The sequence below is a fragment of the Pseudomonas sp. IPO3774 genome (assembly GCF_013386835.1).
Lineage (GTDB): Bacteria > Pseudomonadota > Gammaproteobacteria > Pseudomonadales > Pseudomonadaceae > Aquipseudomonas.
Genome location: NZ_JACAQY010000014.1, coordinates 41,504 through 58,313, shown reverse-complemented (window position 1 = coordinate 58,313; position 16,810 = coordinate 41,504). Strand labels below are relative to the sequence as shown.

General features: G+C 62.4%; 17 protein-coding genes. 11 read left to right on the top strand and 6 right to left on the bottom strand.

What is annotated here, in order from left to right; genetic code table 11:
* Positions 1-105 precede the first annotated feature (105 nt).
* From HYE77_RS08750 to hemN, 8 genes are all read left to right on the top strand, one after another.
* Entirely contained in the window at positions 106-360 is a 255-nt protein-coding gene (locus HYE77_RS08750; RefSeq protein ID WP_003219024.1) for a type II toxin-antitoxin system Phd/YefM family antitoxin, read from the top strand.
* Complete coding sequence (locus tag HYE77_RS08745; protein WP_003219026.1) at positions 360-770, top strand: type II toxin-antitoxin system VapC family toxin; 411 nt, start codon at positions 360-362, stop codon at positions 768-770. The genes HYE77_RS08750 and HYE77_RS08745 overlap by 1 nt, the downstream gene beginning before the upstream one ends.
* 207 nt (positions 771-977) lie before the next feature.
* Positions 978-2,393, top strand: coding sequence for a cytochrome c oxidase accessory protein CcoG (gene ccoG / locus HYE77_RS08740; RefSeq protein WP_134325955.1), 1,416 nt, complete (start codon positions 978-980; stop codon positions 2,391-2,393).
* 14 nt (positions 2,394-2,407) lie between these two features.
* A complete protein-coding gene (locus HYE77_RS08735) occupies positions 2,408-2,947 on the top strand; it encodes a FixH family protein (protein WP_177068674.1) in 540 nt (179 codons plus the stop codon).
* A 135-nt stretch (positions 2,948-3,082) separates the two neighbouring features.
* A complete protein-coding gene (locus HYE77_RS08730) occupies positions 3,083-5,533 on the top strand; it encodes a heavy metal translocating P-type ATPase (protein ID WP_177068673.1) in 2,451 nt (816 codons plus the stop codon).
* 22 nt (positions 5,534-5,555) lie between these two features.
* Complete coding sequence (gene ccoS, locus HYE77_RS08725; RefSeq protein ID WP_003219033.1) at positions 5,556-5,774, top strand: cbb3-type cytochrome oxidase assembly protein CcoS; 219 nt, start codon at positions 5,556-5,558, stop codon at positions 5,772-5,774.
* Positions 5,767-6,450, top strand: coding sequence for a sulfite exporter TauE/SafE family protein (locus HYE77_RS08720; RefSeq protein ID WP_008437566.1), 684 nt, complete (start codon positions 5,767-5,769; stop codon positions 6,448-6,450). Before ccoS ends, HYE77_RS08720 begins: the two co-directional genes overlap by 8 nt.
* Positions 6,451-6,553: 103 nt before the next feature.
* Positions 6,554-7,936, top strand: a complete 1,383-nt coding sequence (gene hemN / locus HYE77_RS08715; protein ID WP_177068672.1) for an oxygen-independent coproporphyrinogen III oxidase — start codon at positions 6,554-6,556, stop codon at positions 7,934-7,936.
* A 7-nt stretch (positions 7,937-7,943) separates the two neighbouring features.
* On the opposite strand, the gene HYE77_RS08710 is transcribed toward hemN, so the two are convergent.
* The gene (locus HYE77_RS08710; protein WP_177068671.1) at positions 7,944-8,420 is read right to left on the bottom strand and encodes a hypothetical protein; all 477 of its coding nucleotides are present in this window, start codon (positions 8,418-8,420) and stop codon (positions 7,944-7,946) included.
* Between the two features lie 154 nt (positions 8,421-8,574).
* Between HYE77_RS08710 and fnr the strand changes: the two genes are divergently transcribed.
* Entirely contained in the window at positions 8,575-9,309 is a 735-nt protein-coding gene (gene fnr / locus HYE77_RS08705; protein ID WP_003219044.1) for a fumarate/nitrate reduction transcriptional regulator Fnr, read from the top strand.
* Between the two features lie 80 nt (positions 9,310-9,389).
* On the top strand, positions 9,390-9,938 hold the full coding sequence (locus tag HYE77_RS08700) for an adenine phosphoribosyltransferase (RefSeq protein ID WP_003219046.1): 549 nt from the start codon (positions 9,390-9,392) through the stop codon (positions 9,936-9,938).
* Positions 9,939-10,102: 164 nt separating this feature from the next.
* Here HYE77_RS08700 and HYE77_RS08695 read toward each other — a convergent pair whose 3' ends face one another.
* From HYE77_RS08695 to dnaX, 5 genes are all read right to left on the bottom strand, one after another.
* Positions 10,103-11,251 carry an acyl-CoA dehydrogenase family protein gene (locus tag HYE77_RS08695; protein WP_003219047.1) on the bottom strand — a complete coding sequence of 383 codons (1,149 nt, stop codon included), beginning with the start codon at positions 11,249-11,251 and terminating at the stop codon, positions 10,103-10,105.
* Between the two features lie 200 nt (positions 11,252-11,451).
* On the bottom strand, positions 11,452-12,054 hold the full coding sequence (gene recR / locus HYE77_RS08690) for a recombination mediator RecR (RefSeq protein ID WP_003219049.1): 603 nt from the start codon (positions 12,052-12,054) through the stop codon (positions 11,452-11,454).
* Between the two features lie 65 nt (positions 12,055-12,119).
* Entirely contained in the window at positions 12,120-13,154 is a 1,035-nt protein-coding gene (locus tag HYE77_RS08685; RefSeq protein WP_003219050.1) for an NADP-dependent oxidoreductase, read from the bottom strand.
* A 271-nt stretch (positions 13,155-13,425) separates the two neighbouring features.
* The gene (locus HYE77_RS08680; protein WP_003193199.1) at positions 13,426-13,764 is read right to left on the bottom strand and encodes a YbaB/EbfC family nucleoid-associated protein; all 339 of its coding nucleotides are present in this window, start codon (positions 13,762-13,764) and stop codon (positions 13,426-13,428) included.
* Positions 13,765-13,807: 43 nt separating this feature from the next.
* A complete protein-coding gene (gene dnaX, locus HYE77_RS08675) occupies positions 13,808-15,871 on the bottom strand; it encodes a DNA polymerase III subunit gamma/tau (RefSeq protein WP_102368376.1) in 2,064 nt (687 codons plus the stop codon).
* A gap of 133 nt (positions 15,872-16,004) precedes the next feature.
* Here dnaX and HYE77_RS08670 point away from each other — a divergent pair, with 133 nt between their 5' ends.
* Entirely contained in the window at positions 16,005-16,754 is a 750-nt protein-coding gene (locus HYE77_RS08670; RefSeq protein ID WP_177068670.1) for an ABC transporter substrate-binding protein, read from the top strand.
* Positions 16,755-16,810 lie beyond the last annotated feature (56 nt).

The following is a 16,810-nucleotide window of genomic DNA, read 5'->3' as shown; positions in this document are numbered from 1 at the left end:
CGAAAAAGTCGTCACCGCCAGCAACGCATCTACATTTGAGATTGATCAAGAAAACCGCAGGTAGTAACGTGACTACATTCGTACTCCATACGGAGGTTAGCCCCCATGACCATCACCACCATTTCCAGCCGTGAATTCAATCAAGACACAAGCGGTGCCAAAAAAGCCGCCCGCCAAGGCCCGGTTTTTATCACTGATCGGGGCAAGCCTGCCCATGTACTGCTAAGCATTGAGGACTACCAAAAACTGACTGGCCTCAATGCCGACATCGTTGACCTGTTGGTGATGCCAGAAGCGGCAGATATCGAGTTCGAAACCGAACGCGCCGTGATCACTCATCGACCCGTGGACTTCACTTGATGTATCTACTCGACACCAACGTCATCTCTGAACTGCGCAAACCCCAGGCCGATGCCAAGGTCGTCGCCTGGGCCAAAAGTGTCATCGCGCCACGGATGTATATTTCAGCCATTACCTTGAAGGAACTGGAAACAGGAGTCCTGCGAATGGAGCGGCGTGATCCCGCCCAGGGGAAGGTTTTGCGCACATGGCTCAAGCGCCATGTCATACCGGCGTTTGATGCCAGAATCCTGCCGATTGATGCAGCAGTTGCCCTGCGCTGTGCCAGCTTGCATGTGCCAGACCAAGCCAACGAAAGTGACGCGCTGATCGCTGCAACCGCGCTGGTTCATGGGCTGACAGTGGTCACGCGCAACACTGGCGACTTTCAATCCAGCGGCGTCGCGCTGATCAATCCATGGGACGAATGACCGGTAAGGCTAAAAAAACCGTCCATACTTCACAAGTCAATTGACCCAGATCACGTACACCATCAATTGATTTCCCCCAACGCGACCAAAGGTCGCACCCGTCGAAGGGTATCAGGGGCGTATCATTAGGCCACTGCAACACCCCTATTTTGACCCCGGCTGGCACGTACTGGCCGAGGCAAATCTCCACTGCCGTGGGATGCAATGATGAGCAACCAGATTCCGGTACATGACGTTACCCCGCCTGCCAAAAATTCGAATAACACCGTCGATCTCTACGCATCGCGGGAGAAAATCTACACCCGTGCCTTCACCGGCTTGTTCCGCAATCTGCGGATGCTCGGGGGGGCCGGTTTGTTCCTGCTCTACTTCGGCACCGTGTGGCTGAACTGGGGTGGCCACCAGGCAGTCTGGTGGAACCTGCCGGAACGTAAGTTCTTCATTTTTGGCGCGACTTTCTGGCCCCAGGATTTCATCCTGCTGTCGGGCATCCTGATCGTGGCGGCGTTTGGCCTGTTCTTCATCACCGTGTATGCCGGCCGCGTCTGGTGCGGCTACACCTGCCCGCAAAGCGTATGGACCTGGATCTTCATGTGGTGCGAAAAGGTCACCGAAGGCGACCGCAACCAACGCATCAAGCTGGACAAGGCGCCGATGAGCACCAACAAGTTCCTGCGCAAGTTCGGCAAGCACAGCCTGTGGCTGATCATCGGCTTCGTCACCGGCATGACCTTTGTCGGCTACTTTTCGCCGATCCGTGAACTGGTGTTCGATTTCTTCACCGGCCAGGCGGATGGCTGGTCGTATTTCTGGGTCGGCTTCTTCACCCTCGCCACCTACGGCAACGCCGGCTGGCTGCGCGAGCAGGTGTGCATCTACATGTGCCCGTATGCGCGTTTCCAGAGCGTGATGTTCGACAAGGACACGATGATCGTTTCCTACGACCCGCGCCGTGGCGAAGTCCGTGGGCCGCGCAAAAAAGGTATCGACTACAAGGCCCAGGGCTTGGGGGACTGCATCGATTGCACGATGTGCGTACAGGTGTGCCCTACCGGCATCGACATCCGTGACGGCCTGCAGATTGAATGCATCGGCTGCGCGGCCTGCATCGACGCCTGCGACAACATCATGGACAAGATGGAATACCCGCGCGGGCTGATCAGCTACACCACCGAGCACAACCTGTCCGGGCAGAAAACCCATAAGCTGCGCCCGCGCCTGATCGGTTATGCCCTGGTGCTGCTGGCGATGATCAGCCTGTTGGTGGCCGCCTTCTTCGTGCGCTCGCTGGTGGGTTTCGACGTCAGCAAGGACCGCGTGCTGTACCGCGAAAACGCCGAGGGCCGGATCGAAAACGTCTACAGCCTGAAGATCATGAACAAGGACCAGCGCGACCACACCTACGTGCTTGACGCCGCAGGCCTGCCAGACCTCAAGCTGCAAGGCCGGCGCGAGATCAAGGTAGCGGCCGGGGAAATCTTCAGCATGCCGGTGGAGTTGTCGAGCGCACCGGAACAACTGCCGTCGAGCACCAACGAGGTGAAATTCATCCTCAGGGATGCCGATGACGACAGCGTCCACATTGAAGCCAAGAGCCGATTCATCGGCCCACAAGTCCGTTAATAGAGAGCCGAACAATGCCCGCAGCTACTGCCGCAAGCCCCTGGTACAAGCACCTCTGGCCCTGGATCATCATTGGGATCCTGACCTGCTCGGTGACGTTGACCTTGTCCATGGTGACCATCGCGGTGAACAACCCCGACAACCTGGTCAACGACAACTATTACGAGGCCGGCAAAGGCATCAACCGTTCCCTGGACCGCGAACTGCTGGCCCAGACTCTGCAACTGCGGGCCAAGGTGCACCTGGACGAGTTGACCGGCGAAGTCGAATTGCACCTGACCGGCAACAGCGGGCCCGGCACCCTGGAGCTGAACCTGATTTCGCCGACCCAGCCGGAGAAGGATCGCAAGATCATCCTGACCCGCAGCGACAGCGAGCCCGGCCGCTACATCGGCCAGGTGACCGACCAGGTCGAAGGCCGCCGCTTCGTCGAGCTGCTGGGGGTGGAAGGCGACCGGACCTGGCGTATGTTTGAAGAAGAACAGGTCAGCCATGACAAGGACTTGCTGCTGGGCGACGAGCCGCTGCAGGGTGCTGAAGACCTGAAAAAATAGAGCGTCACCTGTTTGATCGCTCCCACGCTCTGCGTGGGAATGCATCCCGTGACGCTCCGCGTCACAAGAGCGGACGCGGAGCGTCCAGCGAAGCGTTCCCACGCAGAGCGTGGGAACGATCATCGGAACTGAGCCATGACCACCCCGACCCCTTGCTACCACTGCGCCCTGCCCGTGCCGCCCGGCAGCCGGTTCACTGCCGTGATCCTCGGCGAGCCCCGCGAGCTGTGCTGCCCGGGCTGCCAGGCGGTGGCCGAGGCAATTGTCGCCGGTGGCCTGGAAAGCTATTACCAGCACCGCAGCGAAGCCTCGGCCAACCCCGAGGCGCTGCCGGTGCAACTGGTGGACGAGCTGGCGCTGTATGACCGTGCCGATGTGCAAAAGCCTTTCGTGCGCCACGACGGTGACCTGTCGGAAGCCACACTGTTGATGGAAGGCATCAGTTGCGCCGCCTGTGGCTGGCTGATCGAAAAACACCTGCGCAGCCTGCCCGCCGTGGCCGAGGCGCGGCTGAACCTGTCCAACCACCGCCTGCACGTGCGTTGGGCCGATGGGCAACTGCCACTGAGCCAACTGCTCGGCGAGTTGCGCTACATCGGCTACGCCGCCCACCCGTATCAAGCCGACCGTGCCGCTGAACAACTGGCCAGCGAAAACCGCCTGGCCCTGCGTCAACTGGGGGTGGCCGGGCTGCTGTGGTTCCAGGCGATGATGGCGACGATGGCCACCTGGCCGGAATTCAATATCGACCTGAGCCCGGAGCTGCACGTGATCCTGCGCTGGGTCGCGATGTTTCTGACAACGCCCATCGTGTTCTACAGCTGCGCACCGTTTTTCAAGGGGGCGATGCGCGACCTGCGCACCCGCCACCTGACCATGGATGTTTCGGTGTCCCTGGCCATTGGCGGTGCCTACCTGGCCGGAATCTGGACCGCCATCACCGGCACCGGCGAACTGTATTTCGATGCAGTCGGCATGTTTGCCCTGTTCCTGCTGGCCGGGCGTTACCTGGAGCGTCGCGCCCGGGAACGTACGGCGGCAGCCACCGCGCAATTGGTCAACCTGTTGCCAGCCTCGTGCCTGCGCATGAGTGCCGACGGGCAAAGTGAACGGATCCTGCTCAGCGAACTGGCCCTGGGCGACCGGGTACTGGTGCATCCGGGGGCGGTGCTGCCGGCAGACGGCATCATCCTCGGCGGCCAGTCGAGCATCGACGAATCGCTGCTGACCGGCGAGTACCTGCCGCAACCACGCCAGGTCGGCGATGCCGTCACTGCCGGCACCCTCAACGTCGAAGGTGCGCTGACCGTCGAAGTCCGCGCCCTGGGCCACGACACGCGCCTGTCGGCCATCGTGCGCCTGCTGGAGCGGGCCCAGGCGGAGAAACCCCGGCTGGCGGAGATCGCCGACCGCGCCGCCCAATGGTTCCTGTTGTGCTCGTTGGTCGCCGCTGCGGTCATCGGCCTGGTGTGGTGGGAGCTGGATTCGTCACGGGCGTTCTGGATCGTCCTGGCGATGCTGGTTGCGACCTGCCCTTGCGCCCTCTCACTGGCAACACCCACCGCCCTGACGGCAGCCACCGGCACCCTGCACAAACTCGGCCTGCTGCTGACCCGCGGCCACGTGCTGGAAGGCCTGAACCAGATCGACACGGTGATTTTCGACAAGACCGGCACCCTTACCGAAGGTCGCCTGGCGTTGCGCGCGATCCGCCCGTTGAGCCTGCTGGGCAGCGACGAGTGCCTGAGCCTTGCGGCGGCGCTGGAGCAACGTTCGGAACATCCGATCGCCCGCGCATTCGGCCGCGCGCCGTTGGCGGCGGATGAAGTGCTCAGCACGCCGGGCCTGGGCCTGGAAGGCCGCGTCGGTAACCGCCGGTTGCGCATTGGCCAGCCGGGTTTTGTCTGCGAGCTGAGCGGCTGCGCCCTTCCCGCCTCGCCGAAGGAAGCCGGCCAATGGCTGCTGCTGGGCGACACCGACGGCGCCCTGGCCTGGTTTGTCCTGGATGACCGCCTGCGCAGCGACGCGCCCGCCTTGCTCGCCGCCTGCAAGGCACGCGGCTGGCGCACGTTGCTGCTGTCGGGAGACAGCTCGCCGATGGTTGCCAGTGTCGCCGCCGAGCTGGGCATCGACGAAGCCCATGGGGGCCTGCGCCCCGATGACAAGCTGCAAATGCTGCAACAGTTGCACAAGGAAGGCCGCAAGGTGCTGATGCTCGGCGATGGCGTCAACGATGTGCCGGTGCTGGCCGCCGCCGATATCAGCGTGGCCATGGGCTCGGCCACCGACCTGGCCAAGACCAGCGCCGACGCGGTGTTGCTGTCGAACCGCCTCAACGCCCTGGTACAAGCCTTTACCCTGGCCCGGCGCACCCGCCGGGTAATCATTGAAAACCTGCTGTGGGCCGGGCTGTACAATGGCCTGATGTTGCCGTTTGCCGCCCTCGGCTGGATCACTCCCATCTGGGCGGCGATCGGCATGTCCCTCAGTTCGTTGACCGTGGTGCTCAATGCCCTGCGCCTGACTCGCATGCCGAGCACGCCAGCCGTGAGCCCCGCCCCCGTAACCCGCCCGCTGCCGGCTTGAGCCGCGCGGGCATGGAGTGCAGATGCCAGCTCTTTACGTGATGATCCCGGCGGCGCTGTTGATCGTTGCCATCGCCATTTACATCTTCTTCTGGGCGGTGGACAGCGGCCAGTACGACGACCTCGATGGCCCGGCCCACAGCGTGCTGTTCGATGACCAGGACCCGAACCACCTGGCGGCCGTCGATGAAGCCAACGGCCCTGAACAACCGCCCAAGCCGAAAGATCCGCCCCATGCTTGAACTGGCGCCCCTGCTGGTCTCGGCGGTGATCCTCGGCCTGCTGGGCGGCGGCCATTGCCTGGGTATGTGTGGCGGCCTGATGGGCGCGCTGACCCTGGCGATTCCCAAGGAGCAACGCAGTCGGCGCTTTCGCCTGCTGCTGGCCTACAACCTGGGGCGCATCCTCAGCTACGCCACCGCCGGCTTGCTGATCGGCCTGGCCGGCTGGGCCGTGGCCAACAGTCCGGCAGCGATGTTCATGCGCATCCTCGCCGGGCTGTTGCTGATCTGCATGGGCTTGTACCTGGCCGGCTGGTGGAGCGGCCTGACCCGTATCGAAAGCCTCGGGCGCGGCCTGTGGCGCCATATCCAGCCGGTTGCCAACCGTTTGCTGCCGGTGTCCAGCCTGCCCCGGGCGTTGCTGCTGGGTGCGCTCTGGGGCTGGTTGCCGTGCGGGTTGGTCTACAGCACGTTGCTGTGGGCGGCCAGCCAGGGCAATGCGCTGGACAGTGCGGTGCTGATGCTCGCGTTCGGCCTTGGCACCTGGCCGGTACTGCTGGCCACGGGCTTAGCCGCTGATCGAGTCACCGCGTTATTGCGCAAACGCAGCGTGCGAATGGCCGGTGGCCTGCTGGTCATCCTGTTCGGCATCTGGACCTTGCCCGGGCCGCACCAGCACTGGCTGATGGGCCACTAGATCGCCATGTGGCATAGCGCCGCTCCCCGTTGATGCAAATCAAGATGGCTTCCCCACCCAGCCCCTAGACTCGGCCCACTAGCCTATCCGGGGGAACGCCCGCATGCTCGACGCCATTCGTTGGGACACTGATCTGATTCACCGCTACGACCTGGCGGGGCCACGCTATACCTCGTACCCCACCGCCGTACAATTCGACAGCCAGGTCGGCACCTTCGACCTGCTCCACGCCCTGCGCGACAGCCGCAAGGCCGTACGGCCCCTGTCGCTGTATGTGCATGTGCCGTTTTGCGCCAACATTTGCTACTACTGCGCCTGCAACAAGGTCATCACCAAGGATCGCGGCCGGGCTCACGCCTATCTGCAACGCCTGGAGCAGGAAATCCAGTTGGTGGCGTGCCACCTCGACCCCAAACAGCCGGTGGAGCAGCTGCACTTCGGCGGCGGCACCCCGACCTTTCTCAGCCATGACGAGCTGCGTCAGGTCATGGGCCGCCTGCGCCAGCACTTCAACCTGCTGGACGATGACTCCGGCGACTACGGGATTGAAATCGACCCACGGGAAGCCGACTGGGCGACCATGGGCCTGCTGCGTGAACTGGGGTTCAACCGCGTCAGTATCGGCCTGCAGGACCTGGACCCCGAAGTGCAGCGTGCGGTGAACCGCCTGCAAAGCCTGGAAGAAACCCGCGCAGTGATCGACGCAGCGCGCACCCTGCAGTTTCGTTCGATCAATATCGACCTGATCTACGGTTTGCCCAAGCAGACACCGCTGAATTTCGCACGCACCGTGGAAGAAGTCATCAGCCTGCAACCCGACCGCCTCTCGGTGTTCAACTACGCACACCTGCCGGAACGGTTCATGCCCCAGCGACGGATCAACACCGACGACCTGCCCTCCCCGGCAGAAAAACTGCTGATGCTGCAAACCACCATCGAGCAGTTGACCCGGGCGGGCTACCGCTACATCGGCATGGACCACTTTGCCCTGCCGGACGACGAATTGGCCGTCGCCCAGGAAGAAGGCACGCTGCAACGCAACTTCCAGGGCTACACGACCCACGGGCATTGCGATTTGATCGGGCTTGGGGTGTCGGCGATCAGCCAGATCGGCGACCTGTACTGCCAGAACAGCAGCGACCTGAACCACTACCAGAACGCCCTCGCCGGCGCGCAACTGGCCACCAGCCGTGGGTTGTTATGCACCACGGATGACCGGTTGCGCCGGGAAGTGATCCAGCACCTGATCTGCACGTTCAGCCTGAATTTCGAGAAGATCGAACAGGCCTTCAACATCGATTTTCGCGGCTATTTCGACGAACTCTGGCCGCAACTGGAGGCGATGACCGAGGACGGACTGATCGAACTCGACCCACAGGGCATCCGCGTATTGCCGGCGGGGCGCCTGCTGGTACGCTCGGTGTGCATGGTGTTCGATGCCTATCTGGAGCACCAGAATCGGCAACGATTTTCGCGGGTAATCTGAACCTGTCCTACTTCGCCAGCAGGGCCATCGCTTCCAGCTGCGACTCGGGAGACTCGTCCTTCAAGGCCTTTGTCAACTGCGATTGGGCCGTCATCAAGCCGGCCTGCAATGTCGCGATATCACTCTGCAAGGCGGCCACTCTGGCCTGCCTTGCCTGCGGGGTCTTTGAGGCGTCGGACATGGCAGCTGAGAGCTGAGCCATCTTCTCGGCGAGCTGTTTTCTCATCTCGCGAATCATTTTCAACAGCTGCTTGATGTTGTCTTTCAGGTTGCTATCGTCAATGTCCTTGTTGGAGTTGGTGCTGGCCTTGGAGGCTTTCAGCCCCGCCCCCGAGATATCCACCACCAGTCCTTGGGGCTTGGTGTCAGTGGCCCGATCGGTAGAAGACGCTTGGTCTCTATCGTCTGCAGCGGGGTCTTTTTTCGCATCAGGCACGGTTAGCGAAGAAACAATGGCAGGGTTGGTTGCGCCAATGGAAAGCATGATCTGAGCCTCCAGCTCTAGGAGTGACAATCTTGTATCGACCTCGATACAAAATTCTTTATACCGCTGCTGCTTTTCTGTACACGCTGGCCTGATTGCCCCCCGGTGCGTTACCCTTACGTCTTATGTGTGTTTTCCCACAAGGATTTAAGAAATGTCCGAGCCAGTTAAACTGCGCGCTCATAGCCAGGCTCATTGCAAGGATTGCAGCCTGGCCCCCCTGTGCCTGCCACTTTCGTTGAATCTGGAAGACATGGAAGCGCTGGACGAGATCGTTAAACGCGGTCGCCCACTGAAAAAAGGCGAGTTCCTGTTTCGCCAGGGCGACAAGTTTGACTCCGTTTATGCAGTACGTTCTGGCGCGCTGAAAACCTTCAGCCTGAGCGATGGCGGCGAAGAACAGATCACCGGCTTCCACCTGCCGAGCGAACTGGTCGGACTGTCGGGCATGGACACTGAGATTCACCCCGTGTCGGCCCAGGCCCTGGAAACCACATCGGTGTGTGAAATCCCGTTCGAACGCCTGGATGAACTGGCCCTGCAGCTGCCGCAATTGCGTCGCCAGTTGATGCGCGTGATGAGCCGGGAAATCCGCGACGACCAACAGATGATGCTGTTGTTGTCGAAGAAAACCGCCGACGAGCGTATTGCCACTTTCCTGGTCAACCTTTCCGCACGTTTCCGCGCGCGGGGTTTCTCGGCCAACCAGTTCCGCCTGAGCATGTCGCGCAACGAAATCGGCAACTACCTGGGCCTGGCGGTGGAAACCGTGTCCCGGGTATTCACCCGCTTCCAGCAGAACGAGTTGATTGCGGCCGAAGGCAAGGAAGTGCATATCCTCGACCCGATCCAGCTCTGCGCATTGGCTGGCGGTTCGCTCGACGGTTGATCCAGACGCTTGCGGCCGAGCCAATCGGCTGGGCCGCAGGTATACTTCGAGTCCGCTTTCCTCCCCAGGACTCCTCGACGATGGTCTTCGATTCGTTCGACATCAAATCCCTGATTCGCCCAGTCATCGACTTCCCCAAGCCTGGGGTAATCTTTCGCGATATCACGCCGCTGTTCCAGTCGCCCAAGGCCTTGCGCCTGGTAGCCGACACCTTCGTACACCGCTACGTCGAAGCCGACTTCACCCACATCGGCGCGATGGATGCCCGGGGCTTCTTGATCGGTTCGATCATTGCCTATCAGTTGAACAAACCGCTGATCCTGTTCCGCAAGCAAGGCAAATTGCCGGCTGACGTGCTGGCCGAGAGTTACCAGACCGAATACGGCGAAGCCTTCCTGGAAGTGCACGCCGACAGCCTGTGTGAAGGTGATTCGGTGCTGATGTTCGATGACCTGATCGCCACCGGCGGCACGCTGATCGCAGCGGCCAACCTGGCGCGGCGCATGGGCGCACGGATTTTCGAAGCGGCGGCGATCATTGACCTGCCGGAGCTGGGTGGGTCCCAGCGCCTGGAAGACATGGGCATTGCGACGTTCTGCCTGACGCAGTTTGCCCTGACAGACCAATAACCCGGGATTCGTGTGGCGAGTGAGCTTGTGTGGCAGGGAGCTTGCTGTGGCGAGGGAGCTTGCTCCCGCTGGAGTGCGCAGCGCTCCCAAAGATCTTGGGGCCGCTACGCAGCCCAGCGGGAGCAAGCTCCCTCGCCACAGCTCCCTCGCCACAAAAGCGCTTTCTACAAGCCCATCTGCTTGCTGATGATTTCGTTCATCACTTCCCGAGTCCCGCCACCGATGGACAGGATGCGGTTGTCGCGATACAGCCGCTCCACCAGGTTTCCGCGCATGTAGCCCTGGCCGCCGAGGATCTGCACGGCATCAAAGGTCACGCGGTCGGCGGTGTCGGTGGCGAGGTTCTTGGCCATCGAGATCTCCTTGATCACACTCTTGCCCGCGGCCATTTTGGCGGCCTGGCGGTAGGTGAATTCCCGCGAGACCTCCACCGCCGTGGCCATTTCCGCCAGGCGATGCTTGAGCACCTGGAACTTGCCGATGGGTTTGCCGAAGGCCTCGCGCTGGGCCGCCCACTTCAGGCTTTCCTCCAGGGCCATCTGCGCAGTCATATTGGCCATCAGGGCCAGGGCCAGGCGCTCGCTCTGGAAGTTGCCCATGATGCAGGCGAAACCCATGTTCTCGGCGCCGATCAGATTGCCTACGGGTACGCGGCAATCATCGAAGAACAGTTCGGCCGTGTCCGACGCCCACCAGCCCATCTTCTTCAGCGGTGTACCGGTGGTGAAACCAGGCGTGCCCTTTTCGATCAACAACAGGCTGATGCCGGCAAAGCCCGGCCCCCCGGTACGTACCGCGACGGTATAGAAGTCGGCACGCTGGCCGCTGGTGATAAAAGTTTTGCTGCCGCTGACCCGGTAATGGTCGCCGTCGCGCACAGCACGGGTCTGCAGGCTGGCGACATCGGAGCCGCCACCGGGCTCGGTGACGGCCAGGGCGGCGATCTTCTCGCCGGATAACACCTGCGGCGCCACACGATCGCGCACCTCGGGCCGTGCCCATTTGACGATGGGCGGCAAGCCGATATCCAGCGAGCCCAACCCTGCCACTACCCCGCCGGAGCCGCAGCGCATCAGTTCTTCGCTGGCCGCGACCTTGGCGAACAGGTCACCTTCGTGGCTGCCTCCAAGGGCTTCGGGGTAACCGATGCCCAGGATCCCCGCCGCACCGGCCTTGAGGTACAGCTCCCGGGGGAAGCTTTCTGCTTCCTCCCACTGCTCGATGCCCGGCAACATCTCGCGCTCGACGAAACGACGCACGCTGTCGCGGACCAATTGGTGGCTGGGGTCGAAGTATTCCTGATAGGCCGACATCGGCAAGCTCCACGGGACGGTAGAGCGAACTTACCAAGCGCTTGCTTGGTTATCAAGCAAGAGGAAAGACTCGTGAACGCCACAAAACAAATGTGGGAGCGGGCTTGCTCGCGAATGCGGTGTATCAGTCGCCAGATGCATTGACTGAACCACCGCATTCGCGAGCAAGCCCGCTCCCACATTTTGTTCTGCGGTGTTTGTTATAGGGCGATCGGCTTACGCCCGGCAAACGAATGCGCCAGGGTCCCGCCATCCACCAGTTCCAGCTCGCCACCCAGCGGCACGCCGTGGGCGATGCGCGAGGTAATCAGGCCTTTGTTGGTCAGCAGCTGGGCGATGTAATGGGCCGTCGCTTCGCCTTCCACCGTAGGGTTGGTGGCCAGGATCACCTCGACGAACGTGCCCTGCTCCTCGATTCGCGTCACCAGTTGCGGAATACCAATCGCCTCCGGCCCCAGCCCGTCCAGCGGCGACAGGTGGCCCTTGAGCACAAAGTAGCGCCCGCGGTAACCGGTCTGCTCCACCGCGTAGACATCCATCGGCCCTTCGACCACGCACAGCAGCGTGTCGTCGCGACGCGGGTCGGCGCATTGCGGGCACAGCTCTTCCTCGGTCAGGGTGCGGCACTGGCGGCAGTGGCCAACCCCTTCCATCGCCTGGCTCAGGGCCTGGGCCAGTCGGGAGCCGCCGCTGCGATCACGCTCCAGCAGTTGCAGCGCCATGCGCTGGGCGGTTTTCTGACCCACACCTGGCAAAGTGCGCAGGGCGTCGATCAGTTGACGAATCAGGGGGCTGAAGCTCATGGGGAAAGGTCCGACAAAACAACGAGACGCGGTTTATACCCGCGCCTCGGATTAGCGTCAAATGCTCAATCTTGTGCGACCCGCACCACCAACTTGCCGAAGTTGCGCCCCTCCAGCAAACCGATAAAGGCTTCAGGTGCCTGCTCCAGGCCTTCCACCACGTCCTCGCGGAACTTGATCTTGCCATCCCGCACCCACGGCGCCATGGCACTGAGGAATTCCGGTTGGCGGTCGCCATAGTCGTCGAACACGATAAAGCCCTGGATCCGCACACGCTTGGTCAGCAAGGTACGTTGCAACGCCGGCAGCCGGTCGGGACCGCTGGGCGCTTCGTGGGCGTTATAGCCGGCGATCAGGCCACACAAGGGAATGCGCGCCTTGGCATTCAGCAGCGGCACGACCGCGTCGAATACCTTGCCGCCGACGTTTTCGAAGTAGATATCGATGCCCTTGGGGCAGGCCTGGGCAAGCTCCTCGGCAAAGTTGTCGCTCTTGTGATCGACACAGGCATCAAAGCCCAGCTCGTCCACCACATAGCGGCACTTGTCGGCGCCACCCGCCACACCGACCACCCGCAGCCCCTTGATCTTCGCCACCTGGCCCACCACCGAGCCCACCGCACCGGAAGCGGCCGCCACCACCAGGGTTTCCCCGGACTTGGGCTGGCCGATATCGGTGAGGCCCATATAGGCGGTCATGCCGGGCATACCCAGCACACCCAGGGCCATGGACGGGCTGGCCAGTCCCTTCGGTACCGGGATCAGGTTGCGCCCATCGGAGATGCTGTGGCTCTGCCAGCCGGTGGAACCGACCACCAGGTCACCCACCTCGAACTTCGGATTGCGGGACTGTTCGATGCGGCTGACAGCGCCACCGGTCATCACTTCGTCGATTTCTACCGGTGCGGCGTAGGACGGCGCATCACTCATGCGCCCGCGCATGTAGGGATCCAGGGACAGGTAAAGGGTCTTCAGCAAAACCTGGCCGTCGGCCAGTTCCGGCAGCGCGACGCGCTCCAGGCGAAAGTTTTCCGGCACCGGTGCGCCGTGGGGGCGTGAGACCAGCACAATGCGCTGGTTGAGGGTCAATGCTTCGGACATCAGCGAGGCTCCTTCTATCGGTGATTGAATTCAACGGTATAGGGTGCAGACCCCAACACAGGGTCCAGGGTTCGACAAAACTCTCGCAGTAGCCGTTGTCGAGCGCCAGCGAGGCTACGTTAGCCGCACCGCTGCTTTCATGCCAGACGTGGGACCGAGTCGCTGCCGACGCAGCCTGGCTGGCGCTCGACAGCTGCTACGGGTATGGAAAATAGCCGGCCAAAAAAATGCCAGGCGCGGGGCCTGGCATTTTCGGTGCTGCGCTTGCAGATCAGAACGGCAGCTTCATGCCCGGTGGCAGTTGCATGCCAGCGGTCACGCCGGACATCTTGTCCTGGCTGTTAGCTTCGATCTTGCGCACGGCGTCGTTGACGGCCGCGGCAAACAGCGCCTCGAGCATTTCCAGGTCGTCTTCGCCGACGCCCGGCAATACGCTTGGGTCGATGCTCACGCGCTTGATGTCGTGACGACCGGTCATCACCACGCTGACCATATCGCCACCGGCTTTACCGGTGACTTCGGCGTTGGCCAGTTCTTCCTGCATCTTGGCCATCTTTTCCTGCATCTGCTGCGCCTGCTTCATCAGGCCGGCCATGCCACCTTTCATCATGGGAATCACCTCAAAAGTACGTGGATCAATTATTGGCCCCGGGTTATGACGCTTGGGGTACCGGGGCTTCTACAGGTTCAATAGTATCGTGCCGCACCACCGCGCCAAACTGCTGCATCATCTGCTGGATGAGCGGATCACCGTGGATTGACTCTTCAGCCTCGCGCTGGCGGTTGACCCGGCGACGGGACGCCGCCTGGGCCGGGGTTTCCTGCTCGGGCTTGATCAGCTCGATGCTGATGGTCAGCGTGCGCCCGTGGAACTGGTTCAGGGCATCGTTGAGCCGGCGCTGCTGGGTCGCGTTGAACAGGGCGCTGTGGGCCGGGTCCAGGTGCAGCAGCCAGTGGTCGCCATCAACGGCAATCAGGGTGCAGTTGGCGGCGATGCTGCCGGTCATGCCGGAGATCGGCAGTTTCGGGAACAGCTCCAGCCATTGCAACGCCAGGCCGGTGGCCGGCATCGCGGCAGGTTCGGGTTCAGGCTCCGGGGCAGGCTCGGCGGTGTGTTCGCTGGCCAGGTCGTCCAGGTAGCTGTAGGCCGAATCCATGTCCGGCTCGATGTAATCTTCGTCCAGCGGCGGCTCGTCGTCGAGGTCGGTGCCCGGGGTGGCGGCGTCCACTTGCGCAACGGTCGGCTCCGGCACCGGGGCCGAAACCCACTCGGGGGCGTCCGGCACCACGCTGTCCGGGGTCGGCGCGGGCATGGGTGTCAGTTCAGGCTGCTCGCTGGTGGTTTCCAGCACCGGCTCGACGGCAGGCTGCAGCTCGACCTCGACCTCGGCCTCTACCGGGTCGTTCCACGGCAGATCGACTTCAGGCACGGGCGCAGGCTCAACCACCGGCTCCGGCACCACCACAGGCGCCACGGGCTCGGCGACAACCGGGGCGGCGGCCTGTGCAACCGGCGCAGGCGGCGCAACCACTGGCGCGACAACAGCCGGGCCAGCCACTGGTTTGGCGGAATCAACTGTGGCCTGGCTGATCCCCACTGGCTTTAGCGGCTGTCTCGGCGCATCCGCCGTGTCGGCGGGCCTGAAGGCCAGCATCCGCAGCAGGACCATTTCGAAGCCGCCCCGCGGATCGGGTGCCAACGGCAGGTCACGTCGCCCAATCAGGCCCATCTGGTAGTAGAACTGTACGTCTTCGGCCGGCAGCGCCTGGGCCAGGGCCAACACGCGGTCGCGGTCGCCGTGGCCGTTGTCGACACCTTCGGGCAGGGCCTGGGCGATGGCGACGCGGTGCAGCACATTGAGGATTTCCGACAGCACGCCATTCCAGTCCGGGCCTTGCTCGGACAGATGGCGCACGGCTTCGAGCAACGCCTTGGCGTCGCCTTCGATCAACGCGTGCAGCACGTCGAACACCTGGCCGTGGTCCAGGGTGCCGAGCATCGCCCGCACGTCGGCGGCCAGCACCTTACCTTCACCGAAGGCGATGGCCTGGTCGGTAAGGCTCATGGCATCACGCATCGAGCCGTCGGCGGCACGACCCAGCAACCACAGGGCGTCGTCTTCGAACGGTACGTTCTCGACACCCAGCACGTGGGTCAAATGCTCGACCACACGCTCCGGGGTCATGTTTTTCAGGGAGAACTGCAGGCACCGCGACAAAATCGTTGCAGGAAGTTTCTGCGGGTCGGTGGTGGCCAGGATGAATTTGACGTAGGGCGGCGGCTCTTCCAGGGTCTTCAACAAGGCGTTGAAGGAGTGGCTGGACAGCATGTGCACTTCGTCGATCAGGTAGACCTTGAAGCGGCCACGGCTCGGTGCGTACTGCACGTTGTCGAGCAGCTCGCGGGTGTCTTCGACCTTGGTGCGGCTCGCGGCGTCGATCTCGATCAGGTCGACAAAACGCCCTTCGTCGATTTCCCGGCACACCGAGCAGGTACCACACGGCGTCGAGGTGATGCCGGTTTCACAGTTCAGGCACTTGGCAATGATGCGGGCAATGGTGGTCTTGCCCACCCCGCGGGTACCGGTGAACAGGTAGGCGTGGTGCAGCCGCTGGCTGTCCAAGGCATTGATCAGAGCCTTGAGCACATGGGTCTGGCCGACCATTTCGCGGAACGAGCGCGGACGCCATTTACGTGCAAGAACCTGATAACTCATCGAAAACCGTCGCAACTGGGAAGCGGAAGCGGGTAATGCTAGCGGAGCAAGGGGGAAATTGCATCCGGCACGCTCGTCTAATCTGACTAAGCTGGTCTGACCAAGCCTGTAAAAGGCTGAACCCGGAGAATTTATGCGCGCAGTCCTGGGCGCCTTGTGGATGATTGCCACGGTCAGCCTGGCGGCACCCGCACCTCTGCGATTCTCCATTTCCGACAGCTGGACCATGCCCATGGTGCAACTTGACCAGGGCCAGCCCACCCAAGGGATTTTGTATGACCTGATGTTGAGCCTGGCCACCCAGGTCGGCCGTCCTGCGAAATTCCATGTGCTGCCCCGTGCGCGCATCGACACCGCCATGGAGCGCGGGGATGTGGACGTGCGCTGCTACGTGACACCGGCGTGGCTGAACAACCTGTCGGGGGACTACACCTGGAGCATCCCGCTGCTGGTCCAGCGCAATGTGCTGGCCGCCGGGCGCGTGCCCTCAACGTCAGTGGCACTGGACAGCCTTGCGCCGCAACACATCGGCACGGTACTCGGCTACAGCTACCCGACCCTGGAGGCGCGCTTCGCCAGCGGCCAGTTCAGCCGCGACGACAGCCGCAGTGAAGAGCAAGTGCTGCAAAAACTGGTGGCCGGACGCTTCAACTATGCAGTGATCAACGAATGGATCCTTGACCGCTTCAATCAGCAATTACCGCCCACACAGCGCCTGCATACGGTGGCCGTGATCGAGGAGCAACGCCTGGGCTGCTATGTGCGCAACGACCCGCAGGTGCCGGGGCAGCAGATCCTGCGCACGTTGCTGCGGATGAAAATGTCCGGGGAGATTGATGAAATCATCCAGCTGTATATCGGGAACAGCGCCTCCGCCCCTTAAGATCACCTGATTGTCCTTGTGGCCAGGGAGCTTGCTGGCGAGGGAGCTTGCTGTGG

Bases quoted from the DNA above. Each gene is read 5' to 3' on its own strand.
- HYE77_RS08750 (WP_003219024.1), top strand. From the start codon at position 106: ATGACCATCACCACCATTTCCAGCCGTGAATTCAATCAAGACACAAGC.
- HYE77_RS08745 (WP_003219026.1), top strand. From the start codon at position 360: ATGTATCTACTCGACACCAACGTCATCTCTGAACTGCGCAAACCCCAG.
- ccoG (WP_134325955.1), top strand. From the start codon at position 978: ATGAGCAACCAGATTCCGGTACATGACGTTACCCCGCCTGCCAAAAAT.
- HYE77_RS08735 (WP_177068674.1), top strand. From the start codon at position 2,408: ATGCCCGCAGCTACTGCCGCAAGCCCCTGGTACAAGCACCTCTGGCCC.
- HYE77_RS08730 (WP_177068673.1), top strand. From the start codon at position 3,083: ATGACCACCCCGACCCCTTGCTACCACTGCGCCCTGCCCGTGCCGCCC.
- ccoS (WP_003219033.1), top strand. From the start codon at position 5,556: ATGCCAGCTCTTTACGTGATGATCCCGGCGGCGCTGTTGATCGTTGCC.
- HYE77_RS08720 (WP_008437566.1), top strand. From the start codon at position 5,767: ATGCTTGAACTGGCGCCCCTGCTGGTCTCGGCGGTGATCCTCGGCCTG.
- hemN (WP_177068672.1), top strand. From the start codon at position 6,554: ATGCTCGACGCCATTCGTTGGGACACTGATCTGATTCACCGCTACGAC.
- HYE77_RS08710 (WP_177068671.1), bottom strand. From the start codon at position 8,420: ATGCTTTCCATTGGCGCAACCAACCCTGCCATTGTTTCTTCGCTAACC.
- fnr (WP_003219044.1), top strand. From the start codon at position 8,575: ATGTCCGAGCCAGTTAAACTGCGCGCTCATAGCCAGGCTCATTGCAAG.
- HYE77_RS08700 (WP_003219046.1), top strand. From the start codon at position 9,390: ATGGTCTTCGATTCGTTCGACATCAAATCCCTGATTCGCCCAGTCATC.
- HYE77_RS08695 (WP_003219047.1), bottom strand. From the start codon at position 11,251: ATGTCGGCCTATCAGGAATACTTCGACCCCAGCCACCAATTGGTCCGC.
- recR (WP_003219049.1), bottom strand. From the start codon at position 12,054: ATGAGCTTCAGCCCCCTGATTCGTCAACTGATCGACGCCCTGCGCACT.
- HYE77_RS08685 (WP_003219050.1), bottom strand. From the start codon at position 13,154: ATGTCCGAAGCATTGACCCTCAACCAGCGCATTGTGCTGGTCTCACGC.
- HYE77_RS08680 (WP_003193199.1), bottom strand. From the start codon at position 13,764: ATGATGAAAGGTGGCATGGCCGGCCTGATGAAGCAGGCGCAGCAGATG.
- dnaX (WP_102368376.1), bottom strand. From the start codon at position 15,871: ATGAGTTATCAGGTTCTTGCACGTAAATGGCGTCCGCGCTCGTTCCGC.
- HYE77_RS08670 (WP_177068670.1), top strand. From the start codon at position 16,005: ATGCGCGCAGTCCTGGGCGCCTTGTGGATGATTGCCACGGTCAGCCTG.